The sequence below is a fragment of the Burkholderia sp. SRS-25 genome (assembly GCF_004343765.1).
GTDB classification, from domain to species: Bacteria; Pseudomonadota; Gammaproteobacteria; order Burkholderiales; family Burkholderiaceae; genus Burkholderia; species Burkholderia contaminans.
In genome coordinates, this window is record NZ_PTXM01000022.1 from 1 (window position 1) to 18,463 (window position 18,463).

Here is an 18,463-nt window from a genome sequence, read left to right on the forward strand (position 1 = left end):
ACAACCCTCTTTGCCTGATGACCATAGCGAGTCGGTCCCACCCCTTCCCATCCCGAACAGGACCGTGAAACGACTCTACGCCGATGATAGTGCGGATTCCCGTGTGAAAGTAGGTAATCGTCAGGCTCCCTAAGCCAGAAACCCCCGCCCGAAAGGCGGGGGTTTTTGCATTGGCGCGGCGGAAATGCGCGGGGGATCGGGATGGACGGCCTGGCTGGAACTGGGGCGCCGAATGCGCCGATATAGGCGTCTGCCGTTCTCGAGCAATTCACGGCTCTGCGCCGCTGATCAAACCGACCAAGCCGGCCCGCGTTCGCGGCTGGCGCTGGCCGAACCCGCATTCAAACATCCGCCCTCCCGCTGTACCACTCGGCGTAGATTTGAGCGTCGCGGACTGTGGCGTGGTGTTGCATCGCCAACCTCTCGACTACCGGTTATCGGACGTGGTTCATCGGTGTATTGAGCTCATCCACGGCCTAAAATCACCATTGCAATTCCGTGCCGATCGAGCATGTTCCGCGGCCTCCGTCACCGCGTGAACCATCAGCATGACCCGGGCAACGGGGCGCCTCAATCGGACGTTTTGGCGTGTTCTTGCCACGAGCGCTGAACGACTGTTACCCTCGAGCGACCGAAGACGGATTGCGCGCAGGATGACATCGTGAAGTCATTCAGAGTTGTTTGCGTCTCAATTCGTCGCATCTTCGCTCAAGTTGACGCATTCGAAGAAACGGGCACGCGTAACCAGTCGGAGCCAAAAAATCGATGTGTAGCGCGAGCTGCGCGTCCGCGAGTTCATCGACCGGATAGCATCCGAAAACCGAGCTGTTCCTTTTTGACGAGCCCCGGCTGCCCATCGCGCAACACATATTTCTTCGATGAGTGAATTGGCCGTGCGGCCAAAGCAATCTAGCCCTTCGCCCATTGACGCGACATGTGTGTCGCCGGTGCCGACGCCGGCCGATCGCACTGTGCATGCGGTAATCGGATCGCGGAGTGCTGAGCCATCGACGGGCGAAAACCGCCGCGTGGTGTTCCGGCGGTGCTCCCGGGCAGCACGATCAACGCCGGGCGGCGAGCAGTAGATGCTGAAGACTGGATGTCGCATGCCGGCTCTCCGTCGTCGTCGTCGGACGCATGCGGAGCGGAAAACGCGCCGGCCTCTAACCCTACGCAGGTATTGATGTTCAGCTGCACGAGACGAGCATCGTACGTACACGCGGGATGTCGCTTGTATGCCGAGGATTCGCTGCGATGGACCGACCAGATACTGACGTTCGTCGGCTTGCACGACGGCGAGATGCAGTGGGCGGCACATTGCAGAATGTTCGCCGAGACCGCTTGGACAAGCCTGCGGGGCAAGCCTGGGCGGAAGCGCATATCGTCGGCGAGTAATGGCTGCAATGGGCCCGATGCAGATCGGGCCGCCTGATTGACGTTCGGGCGCGTTATCGCCGGCGCCGACGACATACATGGACGTATCGATGAGTAGCCACGCATATGCGATCGCATCTTGGCTTAACGGAGATGCCCCAGCGGAACCGATGTGCGCCGCACCGAGGCACCCGAGATCTAGTGGGGGTTTCAGTCGGTCATCTGCGGCGAGCACTGCGGTTGCTGCCGGGCGTTCTGGAGCGCGGCTGTCGGCCAGCGTCTGCTGGCGGATCCTGGTGATTGCACTTGAGCGACACCAGGCGTCCGACGGAACGGCCGAATGCGCGGTCAGAGCCATGAGGATTCGAACCGGAGATGGGCAGTTCACCGCCGATGGTATCGCGCCTGTCGCTGATGTCGATGTAGGCCGGTGTCGCTCCCATGACTTCCGGTCCGCAGCTGGCCGGACGGCTCGAAGCTGTTGCCGGAAAACGCCCGAAAGCCTTGTCATGTATATCGCCTGCAGGTCCGCCCAGAGAACACGTGAGATCGGAGGTGGCATCCTGAAAAATAATGAGGACGGAGCTTCGAATCCGCTCGGCACGAAATTTGCGGAAAATTTTCGTTTACCTGCTTGGCAGAGTGCGAAAGAGGTCGTATGATGGCGGTCTTTCGTTTTCAGCGTAGATGCAGATCGACGTTGAGGGCGAAGTCTGACGAAGATGTGGCACTGGTCAGTAGTACCCATGCTTGCCTTAGCCGGGCAAGGGCGGGAGATCGGTGGTCAAGCAGGTGTCGGGAAGAAAGTGAAAATAATCTTCCGGGTCCGCTTGACAGAAGTGCGATGCACCCCCATAATCGTCAGTTCTCTACGGAGGGGTGCCCGAGTGGCTAAAGGGGGCAGACTGTAAATCTGTTGGCTTACGCCTACGTTGGTTCGAATCCAACCTCCTCCACCAAGATTATCAGCGCAGTGAGCGGTAAGGAATCGTTTGTGGCCCGTGCGGGTGTAGCTCAATGGTAGAGCAGAAGCCTTCCAAGCTTACGACGAGGGTTCGATTCCCTTCACCCGCTCCAGACCGCGAAGTTGAAGCGTAAAGCGCCCATGTGGCTCAGTGGTAGAGCACTCCCTTGGTAAGGGAGAGGTCGGCAGTTCGATCCTGCCCATGGGCACCAGCAGTAAAAAGTCAGTGTCTTGTTTGCGCGCGGCGCAACCTGTGAAATTCCTTCTGGGAGTCGAAAATGGCCAAGGGTAAATTTGAGCGGACCAAGCCGCACGTGAACGTTGGTACGATTGGTCACGTTGACCATGGCAAGACGACGCTGACGGCAGCGATCACGACGGTTCTGACGAAGAAGTTCGGCGGCGAAGCGAAGGCATACGACCAGATCGACGCGGCACCGGAAGAAAAGGCGCGCGGCATCACGATCAACACGGCACACGTCGAGTACGAAACGGCTAACCGCCACTACGCACACGTCGACTGCCCGGGCCACGCTGACTATGTGAAGAACATGATCACGGGCGCAGCGCAGATGGACGGCGCGATCCTGGTTTGCTCGGCAGCAGACGGCCCGATGCCGCAAACGCGTGAGCACATCCTGCTGGCGCGTCAGGTTGGCGTTCCGTACATCATCGTGTTCCTGAACAAGTGCGACATGGTGGACGACGCTGAACTGCTCGAGCTGGTCGAGATGGAAGTTCGCGAACTCCTGTCGAAGTACGACTTCCCGGGCGACGACACGCCGATCGTGAAGGGTTCGGCGAAGCTGGCGCTGGAAGGCGACACGGGCGAGCTGGGCGAAGTGGCGATCATGAGCCTGGCCGACGCGCTGGACACGTACATCCCGACGCCGGAGCGTGCAGTTGACGGCGCGTTCCTGATGCCGGTTGAAGACGTGTTCTCGATCTCGGGCCGTGGTACGGTTGTGACGGGTCGCGTTGAGCGCGGCATCGTGAAGGTCGGCGAAGAAATCGAAATCGTCGGTATCAAGCCGACGGTGAAGACGACCTGCACGGGCGTTGAAATGTTCCGCAAGCTGCTGGACCAAGGTCAAGCGGGCGACAACGTTGGTATCCTGCTGCGCGGCACGAAGCGTGAAGACGTGGAGCGTGGCCAGGTTCTGGCGAAGCCGGGTTCGATCACGCCGCACACGCACTTCACGGCTGAAGTGTACGTGCTGAGCAAGGACGAAGGCGGCCGTCACACGCCGTTCTTCAACAACTACCGTCCGCAGTTCTACTTCCGTACGACGGACGTGACGGGCTCGATCGAGCTGCCGAAGGACAAGGAAATGGTGATGCCGGGCGACAACGTGTCGATCACGGTGAAGCTGATCGCTCCGATCGCGATGGAAGAAGGTCTGCGCTTCGCAATCCGCGAAGGCGGCCGTACGGTCGGCGCCGGCGTCGTCGCCAAGATCATCGAGTAAGCCAGTTATTCGTTGATCGACAGTTTTGGGGCTGGCAACAGCCAGCCCCAGCATGGTTTAGGGGTATAGCTCAACTGGCAGAGCGTCGGTCTCCAAAACCGAAGGTTGGGGGTTCGATTCCCTCTGCCCCTGCCAAAAATCGCCACGTGTCCTACGTGGCATTTGTTTTAAGGTGTTATGGCGAATCCATCCGTCGAAACTGTAAATACCTCCGGCGATAAGCTGATGCTGGCCCTGGGCGTATTGTTGGTCTTGGCCGGATTCGTGGGCTTCTTCTGGCTGACCAATCAGCAGTGGTATGTCCGCGGTGCCGCGTTGGCGGTAGGTATCATCGCCGGCGTGGCCGTCGGGCTGATGTCCGCACCTGGCAAGAGCCTCATCGCTTTTGCCAAGGATTCGTACAAGGAAGTCCGCAAGGTCGTTTGGCCCACCCGCAAGGAAGCAACGCAAACCACACTCGTCGTGTTCGGTTTCGTGCTCGTGATGGCGATTTTCCTCTGGTTGAGTGACAAATCGATCGAATGGGTGATTTTCTCGGCGATTCTGGGTTGGAAATGATATGAGCGATACTCCGGCATCCCCGAGCGGAAAGCGTTGGTACGTCGTGCACGCCTACTCCGGTATGGAGAAGAGCGTGCAACGTGCGCTTCAGGAGCGCATTGAACGTGCTGGCATGCAGGACAAATTCGGTCAGATCCTGGTTCCGACCGAAGAAGTGGTCGAAGTCAAGGGCGGCCACAAGGCAGTGACTGAGCGTCGTTTCTTCCCCGGCTACGTGCTGGTCGAGATGGAAATGACGGACGAAACGTGGCACCTCGTGAAGAACACTGCGAAGGTCACCGGTTTCGTCGGCGGTGCGCGTAACCGCCCGACCCCGATTTCCCCGAAGGAAGTCGAGAAGATCATGTCGCAGATGCAGGAAGGCGTTGAGAAGCCGCGCCCGAAGACCCTGTTCGAAGTCGGCGAGATGGTGCGTGTCAAGGAAGGCCCGTTCACGGACTTCAATGGCACCGTCGAAGAAGTCAACTACGAAAAATCGCGCGTGCGTGTGTCGGTCACCATCTTTGGCCGATCCACCCCGGTCGAGCTTGAGTTCGGCCAGGTCGAAAAAGTTTGATCCCGATTCGGTGGGCAGCTTCGGCTGCCCACCTTCGCGCTTACGGCCCGCGTCATGGCCGTTGAGGAGCGTCAGTAGCCCGTGGCGAAAGCGCGTTATTACTCACCGAACGCCTTCTCCGGCGTTCCAATGAGGTTCACAAATGGCAAAGAAGATTATCGGCTTTATCAAGCTGCAGATCCCTGCAGGTAAAGCCAACCCGTCGCCGCCGGTCGGTCCGGCACTGGGCCAGCGCGGCCTGAACATCATGGAGTTCTGCAAGGCGTTCAACGCGCAGACTCAAGGCATGGAGCCGGGTCTGCCGGTGCCGGTGGTCATCACGGCATTCGCTGACAAGAGCTTCACGTTCGTGATGAAGACGCCGCCGGCGACCGTCCTGATCAAGAAGGCGGCGAAGGTGGACAAGGGCTCGAGCAAGCCGCACACCGACAAGGTCGGTTCGATCACGCGCGCTCAAGCTGAAGAAATCGCGAAGACCAAGATGCCGGACCTTACGGCAGCTGATCTGGACGCAGCCGTTCGCACCATCGCTGGTAGCGCACGCTCGATGGGCATCACTGTGGAGGGCGTGTAAATGGCTAAGATCTCCAAGCGCCGTCAGGCATTTGCTGCCAAGGTTGATCGTCAGAAGCTGTACGCGATCGAAGACGCACTGAGCCTCGTGAAGGAATGCGCGAGCGCGAAGTTCGACGAGTCGATCGACGTCGCAGTCCAGCTCGGCATTGATGCGAAGAAGTCGGATCAAGTCGTTCGTGGTTCGGTCGTTCTGCCGGCAGGTACGGGCAAGTCGGTTCGCGTTGCTGTGTTCGCGCAAGGCGAGAAGGCTGAGCAAGCACGTGCAGCAGGCGCGGAAATCGTCGGTATGGAAGACCTGGCAGAGCAGATCAAGGCTGGCCAGATGGACTTCGACATCGTGATCGCTTCGCCGGACACGATGCGTATCGTCGGTACGCTCGGTCAGATCCTCGGCCCGCGCGGCCTGATGCCGAACCCGAAGGTCGGTACGGTCACGCCGGACGTCGCAACTGCCGTCAAGAACGCGAAGGCTGGTCAGGTGCAATTCCGTGTCGACAAGGCCGGTATCATCCACGCGACCATCGGCCGCGCATCGTTCGAGCCGACCGCACTGCGTTCGAACCTGTCGGCGCTGATCGAAGCGCTGCAGAAGGCAAAGCCGGCAACGAGCAAGGGCGTCTACCTGCGCAAGATCGCACTGTCGAGCACGATGGGCGTCGGCGTGCGTGTCGACCAGGCTACGCTGGCAGCACAGTAAGCAAGTATTCGGGCCGCTTCGTTCGCGAAGCGGCCTACATGGGCTTTGGGCGGTTGTTCGCGCGGTAGGGCGGGCAACCGGTTATCAAAGACCGTTGGTGGGGCGCAGCAGTCAGGCGGTCCCTTAATTCAAGCCAACGCAGATGGCGAACCCGAAAAAGTTTTGCAGTGGTGAAGCCGCAGGCCGCGAAGCGATTCCCGGCGTGAGGTGGAAATACTCCTAACGAGGTCGGACGCCGTTGTTGAACGAGGTACGTGAGGTTTCGGCCATGCCGGCCACGCCGAACGTATCGTTTCTGGAGGCTAACCGTGCCGCTTAATAGAGAAGACAAGCAAGCCGTCGTCGCTGAGGTTTCCGCGCAAGTCGCGAAGGCTCAGACCGTTGTGCTGGCTGAGTATCGTGGAATTGCGGTTGGCGATCTGACCAAGCTGCGCGCGAAAGCGCGTGAGCAACAGGTTTACCTGCGCGTGTTGAAGAACACGCTGGCGCGTCGCGCTGTTGAAGGTACGCCGTTTGCTCCGCTGGCAGAGCAGATGACTGGCCCGTTGATCTACGGCATCTCGGAAGATGCAATTGCTGCTGCTAAGGTCGTCAACGACTTCAGCAAGAGCAATGACAAGTTGGTCATCAAGGCTGGTTCGTTCGATGGCAAGGTGATGGACAAGGCTGGCGTGCAAGCGCTGGCAAGCATCCCGAGCCGCGAAGAACTGCTCTCGAAGCTGCTGTTCGTTATGCAATCGCCTGTTTCGGGCTTCGCGCGCGCTCTGGCCGCGCTGGCCGAGAAGAAGCAAGCGGAAGCTGCGTAATCGAACGTGCATCAGCGTCATTGATCGCTGGCTGTATCCGAATTCAATTTAGGAGTATTTCAAATGGCAATCGCAAAAGAAGACATCCTGGCAGCAGTCGAAGGGATGACCGTTCTGGAACTGAACGAACTGGTCAAGGCATTCGAAGAGAAGTTTGGCGTGTCGGCAGCTGCAGTGGCAGTCGCTGGCCCGGCAGGCGGCGGCGCAGCTGCTGCGGCAGAAGAGAAGACCGAATTCACGGTCGTTCTGGCTGAAGCAGGCAGCAACAAGGTTGCAGTCATCAAGGCAGTTCGCGAACTGACGGGCCTGGGCCTGAAGGAAGCGAAGGACGTCGTTGACGGCGCACCGAAGGCTGTCAAGGAAGGCGTCGACAAGGCTGCTGCTGAAGAAGCCAAGAAGAAGCTGGAAGAAGCAGGCGCGAAGGTCGAAGTCAAGTAAGTTTCGGCGCGCTGTGCGAAGGCTGGCGGTATTTTCACCGCCGGCCTTTTTGTGCTTTGTGGGGACGTTATTCTGGCACTCATTCGGGAGCCCGAATAATCGGCCCCAGAAGCCAAAGAAAACCGCCTGATCGTTGTCATTGGTCACGAATGGCGGTTCTCTTTGTCTTCTGAAGCGACTGCAGAAGGCAAGTTTGGTCGGGTAGCGGGCAACACAGGCATCCGCTGCCGTCAGCCAGCGGTTGGTAGCGGCCAACCACCAAGCTTCTCGGCTCGTTCAAGCCGTCGGACGGCCATCGGGTCTCAGTCGGTGAACACTCGGGTTTGAAACGTCCAGGTATTCCGCCTCGATAGCACCCGCCGTGATTCGGAGATCGTATGCAATATTCCTTCACCGAGAAGAAGCGCATTCGCAAGAGTTTCGCGAAGCGCCCCATCGTTCACCAAGTTCCTTTCTTGCTGGCTACCCAGCTTGAATCATTCAGCACGTTTCTGCAAGCCGATGTGCCGGCCACGCAACGCAAGCCTGAAGGTTTGCAGGCTGCGTTCACATCGGTATTTCCCATTGTTTCGCACAACGGTTTCGCACGTCTCGAGTTCGTGAGCTATGCGTTGTCCGCGCCGGCATTCAACATCAAGGAATGCCAGCAGCGCGGCCTGACGTACTGCTCCGCGCTGCGCGCGAAGGTCCGCCTCGTCATCCTCGACAAGGAATCGCCGAACAAGCCGGTCGTCAAGGAAGTGAAAGAGCAGGAAGTGTACATGGGCGAAATTCCGCTCATGACGCCGACGGGCTCGTTCGTCATCAACGGCACCGAGCGTGTCATCGTCTCGCAGCTGCACCGTTCGCCGGGCGTGTTCTTCGAACACGACAAGGGCAAGACGCACAGCTCGGGCAAGCTGCTGTTCTCGGCGCGGATCATTCCGTACCGCGGCTCGTGGCTCGACTTCGAATTCGATCCGAAGGACATCCTGTATTTCCGCGTCGACCGTCGCCGCAAGATGCCGGTCACGATCCTGCTGAAGGCCATCGGCCTCACGCCGGAACAGATCCTCGCGAACTTCTTCGTGTTCGACAACTTCACGCTGATGGACGAAGGCGCGCAACTCGAGTTCGTGCCCGAGCGCCTGCGTGGTGAAGTCGCGCGCTTCGACATCACGGATCGTGATGGCAAGGTCATCGTCCAGAAGGACAAGCGGATCAACGCGAAGCACATTCGCGACCTCGAAGCCGCGAAGACCAAGTTCATCTCGGTGCCGGAAGACTATCTGCTCGGCCGCGTGCTGGCGAAGAACGTCGTCGACGGCGACACCGGCGAAGTGATCGCGAGCGCGAACGACGAAGTCACGGAAAGCGTGCTCGAGAAGCTGCGCGAAGCGGGCATCAAGGACATCCAGACGCTCTACACGAACGACCTGGACCAGGGCCCGTACATCTCGTCGACGCTGCGTGTCGACGAAACGACCGACAAGACGGCCGCGCGCATCGCGATCTACCGCATGATGCGTCCGGGCGAGCCGCCGACCGAAGAAGCGGTCGAGGCGCTGTTCAACCGTCTGTTCTACAGCGAAGAAGCGTACGACCTGTCGAAGGTCGGCCGTATGAAGTTCAACCGCCGCGTCAGCCGTGACGAGATCACCGGCCCGATGACGCTGCAGGACGACGACATCCTCGCGACGATCAAGATCCTCGTCGAGCTGCGCAACGGCAAGGGCGAAGTGGACGACATCGACCACCTCGGCAACCGTCGCGTGCGTTGCGTCGGCGAACTGGCGGAAAACCAGTTCCGCGCCGGTCTCGTGCGTGTCGAGCGCGCGGTCAAGGAACGCCTCGGCCAAGCCGAAAGCGAAAACCTGATGCCGCACGACCTGATCAACTCGAAGCCGATTTCGTCGGCGATTCGCGAGTTCTTCGGTTCGTCGCAGCTGTCGCAGTTCATGGACCAGACCAACCCGCTGTCGGAAATCACGCACAAGCGTCGTGTTTCCGCACTGGGCCCGGGCGGTCTGACGCGCGAGCGCGCTGGCTTTGAAGTCCGCGACGTGCACCCGACCCACTATGGCCGCGTGTGCCCGATCGAAACGCCGGAAGGTCCGAACATCGGCCTGATCAACTCGCTCGCACTGTATGCGCACCTGAACGAGTACGGCTTCCTCGAGACGCCGTACCGCAAGGTCGTGGACAGCAAGGTGACCGACCAGATCGACTACCTGTCGGCGATCGAGGAAGGCCGCTACATGATCGCTCAGGCAAACGCCGCGATCGACGAGAACGGTCAGCTGATCGACGAACTCGTGTCGTCGCGTGAAGCCGGCGAAACGATGATGGTCACGCCTGACCGTATCCAGTACATGGACGTTGCGCCGTCGCAGATCGTGTCGGTGGCAGCTTCGCTGATTCCGTTCCTCGAGCACGATGACGCGAACCGTGCACTGATGGGTTCGAACATGCAGCGTCAGGCCGTGCCGTGTCTGCGTCCGGAAAAACCGGTCGTCGGTACGGGCATCGAGCGCACCTGTGCGGTCGACTCGGGTACGACGGTCCAGGCGTTCCGCGGCGGCGTCGTCGACTATGTCGACGCAGGCCGTATCGTGATTCGCGTGAACGACGACGAAGCAGTCGCAGGTGAAGTCGGTGTCGACATCTACAACCTGATCAAGTACACGCGTTCGAACCAGAACACGAACATCAACCAGCGTCCGATCGTGAAGATGGGCGACAAGGTCTCGCGCGGCGACGTGCTGGCCGACGGCGCCTCGACGGACCTGGGCGAGCTCGCGCTCGGCCAGAACATGCTGATCGCGTTCATGCCGTGGAACGGCTACAACTTCGAGGATTCGATCCTGATCTCGGAGAAGGTCGTTGCCGACGATCGCTACACGTCGATCCACATCGAAGAGCTGAACGTCGTTGCACGCGACACGAAGCTCGGGCCGGAAGAAATCACGCGCGACATCTCGAACCTGGCGGAAGTCCAGCTCGGCCGTCTCGACGAATCGGGCATCGTGTACATCGGTGCTGAAGTCGAAGCAGGCGACGTGCTGGTCGGCAAGGTCACGCCGAAGGGCGAGACCCAGCTGACGCCGGAAGAGAAGCTGCTGCGCGCGATCTTCGGCGAGAAGGCTTCGGACGTGAAGGACACGTCGCTGCGCGTGCCGTCGGGCATGAGCGGCACCGTGATCGACGTCCAGGTGTTCACGCGTGAAGGCATCCAGCGCGACAAGCGTGCGCAACAGATCATCGACGATGAACTGAAGCGTTACCGTCTCGACCTGAACGACCAGCTGCGCATCGTGGAAGGCGACGCGTTCCAGCGTCTCGCACGCATGCTCGTGGGCAAGGTCGCGAACGGCGGTCCGAAGAAGCTCGCGAAGGGCACGAAGATCGACCAGGCTTACCTGGAAGACCTCGACCACTACCACTGGTTCGACATTCGCCTCGCGGACGACGAAGCAGCGGCGCAGCTCGAAGCGATCAAGAACTCGATCGAAGAAAAGCGTCACCAGTTCGACCTCGCGTTCGAAGAGAAGCGCAAGAAGCTCACGCAAGGCGACGAACTGCCGCCGGGCGTGCTGAAGATGGTCAAGGTGTACCTTGCGGTCAAGCGCCGCCTGCAGCCTGGCGACAAGATGGCAGGCCGTCACGGTAACAAGGGTGTCGTGTCGAAGATCGTTCCGATCGAAGACATGCCGTACATGGCCGATGGCCGTCCGGCAGACGTCGTGCTGAACCCGCTGGGCGTTCCGTCGCGGATGAACGTGGGGCAGGTTCTGGAAGTGCACCTCGGCTGGGCCGCGAAGGGCCTCGGCTGGCGTATCGGCGAAATGCTGCAGCGTCAGGCGAAGATCGAGGAACTGCGCGTGTTCCTGACGAAGATCTACAACGACTCGGGCCGCCAGGAAGACCTGGAAAGCTTCACCGACGAAGAGATCCTCGAACTCGCGAAGAACCTGCGCGAAGGCGTGCCGTTCGCAACGCCGGTGTTCGACGGTGCGACCGAGGAAGAAATGGGCAAGATGCTCGACCTCGCGTTCCCGGACGACATCGCTGAACAGCTCGGCATGAACCCGTCGAAGAACCAGGTCCGTCTGTACGACGGCCGCACGGGTGAAATGTTCGAACGTCGCGTGACGCTCGGCTACATGCACTACCTGAAGCTGCACCACTTGGTCGACGACAAGATGCACGCGCGTTCGACCGGCCCGTACTCGCTCGTCACGCAGCAGCCGCTGGGTGGTAAGGCGCAGTTCGGTGGCCAGCGTTTCGGTGAAATGGAAGTGTGGGCACTCGAAGCGTACGGCGCGTCCTACGTGCTGCAGGAAATGCTGACGGTGAAGTCGGACGACGTGACCGGCCGGACGAAGGTGTACGAAAACCTCGTCAAGGGCGACCACGTGATCGATGCAGGCATGCCGGAATCCTTCAACGTGCTCGTGAAGGAAATCCGCTCGCTCGGTATCGATATCGATCTCGACCGCAATTAATCGGACTACGGAGAGAAAGCAATGAAAGCTCTGCTCGATCTATTCAAGCAAGTCCAACAGGAAGAAGTTTTCGACGCGATCAAGATCGGTCTGGCCTCGCCCGACAAGATCCGTTCGTGGTCGTTCGGCGAAGTGAAGAAGCCGGAGACCATCAACTACCGTACGTTCAAGCCGGAACGCGATGGTCTCTTCTGCGCGAAGATCTTCGGGCCGATCAAGGACTACGAGTGCCTGTGCGGCAAGTACAAGCGTCTGAAGCACCGTGGCGTGATCTGCGAGAAGTGCGGCGTCGAAGTGACGCTGGCGAAGGTGCGTCGCGAACGGATGGGCCACATCGAGCTGGCCTCGCCGGTCGCTCACATCTGGTTCCTGAAGTCGCTGCCGTCGCGTCTGGGCATGGTGCTCGACATGACGCTGCGCGACATCGAACGCGTGCTGTACTTCGAAGCATACGTGGTGATCGAACCGGGCATGACGCCGCTGAAGGCGCGGCAGATCATGACCGAAGAGGATTACTACAACAAGGTCGAGGAATACGGCGACGAATTCCGTGCCGAAATGGGCGCGGAAGGCGTGCGTGAGTTGCTGCGCGCGATCAACATCGACGAGCAGGTCGAGACGCTGCGCACCGAGCTGAAGAACACCGGCTCGGAAGCGAAGATCAAGAAGTACGCGAAGCGCCTGAAGGTCCTCGAGGCATTCCAGCGCTCGGGCATCAAGCCCGAGTGGATGATTCTCGAAGTGCTGCCGGTGCTGCCGCCGGAACTGCGTCCGCTCGTGCCGCTGGACGGCGGCCGTTTCGCGACGTCGGACCTGAACGACCTGTATCGCCGCGTGATCAACCGTAACAACCGGTTGAAGCGTCTGCTCGAGCTGAAGGCACCTGAAATCATCGTCCGCAACGAAAAGCGGATGCTGCAGGAAGCCGTCGACTCGCTGCTCGACAACGGTCGTCGCGGCAAGGCGATGACGGGCGCCAACAAGCGTCCGCTGAAGTCGCTCGCCGACATGATCAAGGGTAAGGGCGGTCGTTTCCGTCAGAACCTGCTGGGTAAGCGCGTCGACTACTCGGGCCGTTCGGTCATCGTGGTCGGCCCGACGCTGAAGCTGCACCAGTGCGGTCTGCCGAAGCTGATGGCGCTCGAGCTGTTCAAGCCGTTCATCTTCAACAAGCTGGAAGTGATGGGCGTCGCGACGACCATCAAGGCTGCGAAGAAGGAAGTCGAGAACCAGACGCCGGTGGTGTGGGACATTCTCGAAGAGGTGATCCGCGAGCACCCGGTGATGCTGAACCGTGCGCCGACGCTGCACCGTCTCGGTATCCAGGCGTTCGAGCCGGTGCTGATCGAAGGCAAGGCAATCCAGCTGCACCCGCTCGTCTGCGCGGCGTTCAACGCCGACTTCGACGGTGACCAGATGGCCGTTCACGTGCCGCTGTCGCTCGAAGCGCAGATGGAAGCGCGTACGCTGATGCTGGCGTCGAACAACGTGCTGTTCCCGGCCAACGGCGATCCGTCGATCGTGCCGTCGCAGGATATCGTGCTGGGTCTGTACTACGCGACCCGCGAAGCGGTCAACGCCAAGGGCGAAGGCCTGTCGTTCACGGGCGTGTCGGAAGTGATCCGCGCGTACGAGAACAAGGAAGTCGAGCTGGCATCGCGCGTCAACGTGCGGATCACCGAAATGGTCCACAACGAAGACACGTCGGAAGGCGCACCGCCGTTCGTGCCGAAGATCTCGCTGTACGCGACGACCGTCGGCCGCGCGATCCTGTCGGAGATCCTGCCGCACGGCCTGCCGTTCTCGGTGCTGAACAAGCCGCTGAAGAAGAAGGAAATCTCGCGCCTGATCAACACGGCGTTCCGCAAGTGCGGTCTGCGTGCGACGGTGGTGTTTGCCGACCAGCTGATGCAGTCGGGTTTCCGTCTCGCGACGCGTGCCGGCATCTCGATCTGCGTCGACGACATGCTCGTGCCGCCGCAGAAGGAAACGATCGTCGGCGACGCCGCGAAGAAGGTGAAGGAGTACGACCGTCAGTACATGTCGGGTCTCGTCACCGCGCAGGAGCGCTACAACAACGTGGTCGACATCTGGTCGGCAACGTCGGAAGCGGTCGGCAAGGCGATGATGGAGCAGCTGTCGACGGAGCCGGTGACGGATCGCGACGGCAAGGAAACGCGCCAGGAATCGTTCAACTCGATCTACATGATGGCCGACTCGGGCGCCCGGGGTTCGGCGGTTCAGATTCGTCAGCTGGCCGGTATGCGTGGCCTGATGGCGAAGCCGGACGGCTCGATTATCGAGACGCCGATTACCGCGAACTTCCGCGAAGGTCTGAACGTGTTGCAGTACTTCATCTCGACCCACGGTGCACGTAAGGGTCTGGCTGATACGGCACTGAAGACCGCGAACTCGGGTTACCTGACGCGTCGTCTCGTCGACGTCACGCAGGATCTGGTCGTGGTGGAGGACGATTGCGGCACGTCGAACGGCGTGGCGATGAAGGCACTCGTCGAAGGCGGTGAAGTCGTCGAAGCGCTGCGCGACCGTATCCTCGGCCGCGTTGCGGTTGCGGACGTCGTGAACCCGGAAACGCAGGAAACGGTGTACGAATCAGGCACGCTGCTCGACGAAACGGCGGTCGAGGAAATCGAACGCCTCGGCATCGACGAAGTGCGCGTGCGCACGCCGCTGACCTGCGAAACGCGCTACGGCCTGTGCGCAGCCTGCTACGGCCGTGACCTCGGCCGCGGCTCGCTCGTGAACGTCGGCGAAGCAGTCGGCGTGATCGCGGCACAGTCGATCGGTGAACCGGGCACGCAGCTGACGATGCGTACGTTCCACATCGGTGGTGCGGCATCGCGTGCGGCAGTGGCTTCGTCGGTCGAAGCGAAGAGCAACGGTATCGTCCGCTTCACGGCGACGATGCGCTACGTCACGAACGCGAAGGGCGAGCAGATCGTCATTTCCCGTTCGGGCGAAGCGATGATCACCGACGATTTCGGTCGCGAGCGCGAGCGTCACAAAGTGCCGTACGGCGCGACGCTGCTGCAGCTCGACGGCGCGACGATCAAGGCAGGCACGCAGCTCGCCACGTGGGATCCGCTGACGCGTCCGATCATCACCGAGTACGGTGGTACGGTGAAGTTCGAGAACGTCGAGGAAGGCGTGACCGTCGCGAAGCAGATTGACGACGTGACCGGCCTGTCGACGCTGGTCGTGATCGACGTGAAGCGTCGTGGCTCGCAAGCTTCGAAGAGCGTGCGTCCGCAGGTCAAGCTGCTCGACGCGAACGGCGACGAAGTGAAGATTCCGGGCACGGAGCACGCGGTGCAGATCGGCTTCCAGGTCGGCGCACTGATCACCGTGAAGGATGGTCAGCAGGTGCAGGTCGGTGAAGTGCTCGCACGTATCCCGACGGAAGCGCAGAAGACGCGTGACATTACCGGCGGTCTGCCGCGGGTGGCGGAACTGTTCGAAGCGCGTTCGCCGAAGGATGCCGGCATTCTCGCGGAAGTCACCGGTACGACGTCGTTCGGTAAGGACACGAAGGGCAAGCAGCGTCTCGTCATCACGGACCTCGAGGGCAATCAGCACGAGTTCCTGATCGCGAAGGAAAAGCAGGTTCTGGTTCACGATGCCCAGGTCGTCAACAAGGGCGAAATGATCGTGGACGGTCCGGCCGATCCGCACGACATCCTGCGTCTGCAGGGTATCGAGGCGCTGTCGCGCTACATCGTCGACGAAGTGCAGGACGTGTATCGTCTGCAGGGCGTGAAGATCAACGACAAGCACATCGAGGTGATCGTTCGCCAGATGCTGCGTCGTGTGCAGATCACCGACAACGGTGATACGCGCTTCATCCCGGGCGAACAGGTCGAGCGTTCCGACATGCTGGACGAGAACGATCGCATGATCGCCGAGGACAAGCGTCCGGCTTCGTACGACAACGTGCTGCTCGGTATCACGAAGGCATCGCTGTCGACCGACTCGTTCATCTCCGCGGCATCGTTCCAGGAAACGACCCGCGTGCTGACCGAAGCGGCGATCATGGGCAAGCGCGACGATTTGCGTGGCCTGAAGGAAAACGTGATCGTCGGCCGTCTGATTCCGGCCGGTACGGGTCTCGCGTTCCACAAGGCACGCAAGGCGAAGGAATCGTCGGATCGCGAGCGTTTCGACCAGATCGCAGCGGAAGAGGCATTCGACTTCGGCACGCCGAGCGCGCCGGCAGAAGAGCCGCAGCAACACCCGGCAGCCGAGTAAGTGCGGGCGGCGCGAGCCGCCTTGCATTACCTCGCTGTCACCGAAACCGCCCGGTTCTGCCGGGCGGTTTTTTTTCGTCCGTCGTTCATGCGAGTGAACGAATCCTGGCCAATCGGCCAAATCCGCATGATTCGCCACGCGTCGCGCGAGCGGGTTGTTAAAATTGCGGTCATCGCTTAGCCGTCCCTCTCCTCATTCATGTCCCGCGCCCTCGAAATCCTCGACGAAGTATTTGGTTATCCCGCATTTCGCGGCCAGCAGGGCGAGATCGTCGAACACGTCGCCGGCGGCGGCGATTGCCTCGTGCTGATGCCAACCGGCGGCGGCAAGTCGCTGTGCTACCAGATTCCCGCGCTGCTGCGCCGCGAGGCCGGGCAGGGCGCCGGCATCGTCGTGTCGCCGTTGATCGCGCTGATGCAGGACCAGGTCGCCGCACTGAGCGAAGTGGGTGTGCGCGCCGCGTACCTGAATTCGACGCAGTCGGGCGCCGAGGCTGCGGCGACCGAGCGCGCGTTGCGCGAAGGCGAGATCGATCTGCTCTACGTCGCGCCGGAGCGGCTGATGACGGGGCGCTTCCTCGACCTGCTCGAGCGCGCGAAGATCGGCCTGTTCGCGATCGACGAAGCGCACTGCGTGTCGCAATGGGGGCACGATTTCCGCCCGGAGTACATTCAGCTGTCGGTGCTGCACGAGCGGTTCCCGTCGGTGCCGCGCATTGCGCTGACCGCCACGGCCGATGCGATTACGCGCGACGAGATCATCCACCGTCTCGCGCTCGACGATGCACGCGTGTTCATATCGAGCTTCGACCGCCCGAACATCCGCTACCGGATCGTCGAAAAGGACAACGCGCGTTCGCAACTGCTCGATTTCATCCGCGCCGAACACACGAATGCCGACGGTACGACGGATGCAGGCGTCGTCTATTGCCTGTCACGCCGCAAGGTCGAGGAAACGGCCGAATGGCTGAAGGCGCAGGGCGTGCGTGCGTTGCCGTATCACGCGGGGATGGAGTTCGAGGTGCGACAGAAGCACCAGGAAATGTTCCAGCGCGAGGAAGGCATCGTGATGTGCGCGACGATCGCGTTCGGCATGGGCATCGACAAGCCGGACGTGCGCTTCGTTGCGCACCTGGATCTGCCGAAAAGCGTCGAAGGCTACTACCAGGAAACCGGCCGCGCCGGCCGCGACGGGATGCCCGCGAATGCATGGATGGCGTATGGTCTCGGCGACGTCGTTCAGCAGCGCAAGATGATCGACGAGTCCGATGCGGACGACGCACACAAGCGCGTCCAGACGTCGAAGCTCGACGCACTGCTCGGGCTGTGCGAGACGATCTCGTGCCGCCGCGTGCGGCTGCTGAACTACTTCGGCGAGGAGAGCAAGCCGTGCGGCAACTGCGACACGTGCCTTGAGCCGCCCGATTCATGGGACGCGACGCGCGAGGCGCAGATGGCGCTGTCGTGCGTGTTCCGCGCGCAGCGCGCGAGCGGCTTCAATTTCGGCTCGAGCCACCTGATCGAGATCCTGCGCGGCGGGCGCACCGAGAAGGTGTTGCAGCGCGGCCACGACCAACTCAGCACATTCGGAATCGGCGCGGCGCTGTCCGAGCCGGAGTGGCGTGCGATTTTCCGGCAGCTCGTCGCGTACGGCTACCTGGCCGTCGACCATGGCGGCTTCGGCGCACTGATGCTGACCGAGGCCGCGAAGCCCGTGCTGAAGAACGAGGAGAAGGTCACGCTGCGCCGCTACGTGAAGCCGCAGCGCACGCGCCAGTCGTCGAGCCGCAGCGGTACGCGCGTCGATCCGACGGCCGGCATGGGCACGCGTGAGCGCGCACGGTGGGATGCGCTGCGTGCGTGGCGTGCGGAAACCGCGAAAACGGACGGCGTGCCCGCCTATGTGATCTTCCACGACGCGACGCTTGCCGAGATCGCACGCAACGCGCCGGAGACGATCGACGACCTGCGCCATATCCCCGGCATGGGCGTGCGCAAGCTCGAGCGCTTCGGCGACGAGATCATCGACGTCGTCGAGTCGGCCTGACACAGTCGTTCCGACCCTTCCGGTAAACCACGTGTCCGGCTGGCAAATCACGCAAGCCGTTGACTTAGTTGGTATTTCCGGAATATGATGCTGGGTTCCGGTATTCGGTGGGCCGAGTCGCGTTCCAAGGTTCGCACCCGTTTCGCCGGTTCGGAAGTCAACTGTGCGCCGATTCTCGCTTTGCCCGAAATCGATGCGCAGATTTTGTTCAATTTCAGGAATAAAC

Annotated in this window: 10 protein-coding genes, 4 tRNA genes and 1 rRNA gene; all 15 read left to right on the plus strand. The window is 61.1% G+C overall.

All coding sequences use genetic code 11. From position 1 onward, the window contains the following. The first annotated feature begins 13 nt into the window (after window positions 1-13). Window positions 14-126 (plus strand): 5S ribosomal RNA (rrf, locus tag C5O79_RS28455). A 2,121-nt stretch (window positions 127-2,247) separates the two neighbouring features. Next, window positions 2,248-2,333: transfer RNA gene (locus C5O79_RS28460), tRNA-Tyr, on the plus strand. Between the two features lie 44 nt (window positions 2,334-2,377). Beyond that, a tRNA-Gly gene (locus tag C5O79_RS28465) sits at window positions 2,378-2,451 on the plus strand. A gap of 24 nt (window positions 2,452-2,475) precedes the next feature. Beyond that, window positions 2,476-2,550 (plus strand) — tRNA-Thr (locus tag C5O79_RS28470). A gap of 66 nt (window positions 2,551-2,616) precedes the next feature. Next, entirely contained in the window at window positions 2,617-3,807 is a 1,191-nt protein-coding gene (gene tuf / locus C5O79_RS28475) for an elongation factor Tu (protein WP_011350666.1), read from the plus strand. A 59-nt stretch (window positions 3,808-3,866) separates the two neighbouring features. Beyond that, window positions 3,867-3,942 (plus strand) — tRNA-Trp (locus tag C5O79_RS28480). 42 nt (window positions 3,943-3,984) lie between these two features. Continuing rightward, complete coding sequence (gene secE / locus C5O79_RS28485; RefSeq protein WP_006477202.1) at window positions 3,985-4,365, plus strand: preprotein translocase subunit SecE; 381 nt, start codon at window positions 3,985-3,987, stop codon at window positions 4,363-4,365. Window position 4,366: 1 nt separating this feature from the next. After that, a complete protein-coding gene (gene nusG / locus C5O79_RS28490) occupies window positions 4,367-4,924 on the plus strand; it encodes a transcription termination/antitermination protein NusG (protein ID WP_006400672.1) in 558 nt (185 codons plus the stop codon). 142 nt (window positions 4,925-5,066) lie between these two features. Next, on the plus strand, window positions 5,067-5,498 hold the full coding sequence (gene rplK, locus C5O79_RS28495; protein WP_006477201.1) for a 50S ribosomal protein L11: 432 nt from the start codon (window positions 5,067-5,069) through the stop codon (window positions 5,496-5,498). After that, window positions 5,499-6,197: a 50S ribosomal protein L1 gene (rplA, locus tag C5O79_RS28500; protein ID WP_006482906.1), complete on the plus strand. Its 699-nt coding sequence runs from the start codon at window positions 5,499-5,501 to the stop codon at window positions 6,195-6,197. It abuts the gene before it with no gap. A 308-nt stretch (window positions 6,198-6,505) separates the two neighbouring features. Beyond that, on the plus strand, window positions 6,506-7,003 hold the full coding sequence (gene rplJ, locus C5O79_RS28505) for a 50S ribosomal protein L10 (protein ID WP_021161756.1): 498 nt from the start codon (window positions 6,506-6,508) through the stop codon (window positions 7,001-7,003). 63 nt (window positions 7,004-7,066) lie between these two features. Next, complete coding sequence (gene rplL, locus C5O79_RS28510; protein WP_021161757.1) at window positions 7,067-7,441, plus strand: 50S ribosomal protein L7/L12; 375 nt, start codon at window positions 7,067-7,069, stop codon at window positions 7,439-7,441. 377 nt (window positions 7,442-7,818) lie between these two features. Further along, on the plus strand, window positions 7,819-11,925 hold the full coding sequence (rpoB, locus tag C5O79_RS28515) for a DNA-directed RNA polymerase subunit beta (RefSeq protein WP_039339224.1): 4,107 nt from the start codon (window positions 7,819-7,821) through the stop codon (window positions 11,923-11,925). A 21-nt stretch (window positions 11,926-11,946) separates the two neighbouring features. After that, a complete protein-coding gene (rpoC, locus tag C5O79_RS28520; RefSeq protein WP_046544763.1) occupies window positions 11,947-16,191 on the plus strand; it encodes a DNA-directed RNA polymerase subunit beta' in 4,245 nt (1,414 codons plus the stop codon). A gap of 198 nt (window positions 16,192-16,389) precedes the next feature. Then, the gene (gene recQ / locus C5O79_RS28525; RefSeq protein ID WP_039339229.1) at window positions 16,390-18,237 is read left to right on the plus strand and encodes a DNA helicase RecQ; all 1,848 of its coding nucleotides are present in this window, start codon (window positions 16,390-16,392) and stop codon (window positions 18,235-18,237) included. Window positions 18,238-18,463: the final 226 nt, after the last annotated feature.

Bases quoted from the DNA above. Each gene is read 5' to 3' on its own strand.
- recQ (WP_039339229.1), top strand. From the start codon at position 16,390: ATGTCCCGCGCCCTCGAAATCCTCGACGAAGTATTTGGTTATCCCGCA.
- nusG (WP_006400672.1), top strand. From the start codon at position 4,367: ATGAGCGATACTCCGGCATCCCCGAGCGGAAAGCGTTGGTACGTCGTG.
- rplA (WP_006482906.1), top strand. From the start codon at position 5,499: ATGGCTAAGATCTCCAAGCGCCGTCAGGCATTTGCTGCCAAGGTTGAT.
- rplK (WP_006477201.1), top strand. From the start codon at position 5,067: ATGGCAAAGAAGATTATCGGCTTTATCAAGCTGCAGATCCCTGCAGGT.
- tuf (WP_011350666.1), top strand. From the start codon at position 2,617: ATGGCCAAGGGTAAATTTGAGCGGACCAAGCCGCACGTGAACGTTGGT.
- rpoB (WP_039339224.1), top strand. From the start codon at position 7,819: ATGCAATATTCCTTCACCGAGAAGAAGCGCATTCGCAAGAGTTTCGCG.
- secE (WP_006477202.1), top strand. From the start codon at position 3,985: ATGGCGAATCCATCCGTCGAAACTGTAAATACCTCCGGCGATAAGCTG.
- rplL (WP_021161757.1), top strand. From the start codon at position 7,067: ATGGCAATCGCAAAAGAAGACATCCTGGCAGCAGTCGAAGGGATGACC.
- rpoC (WP_046544763.1), top strand. From the start codon at position 11,947: ATGAAAGCTCTGCTCGATCTATTCAAGCAAGTCCAACAGGAAGAAGTT.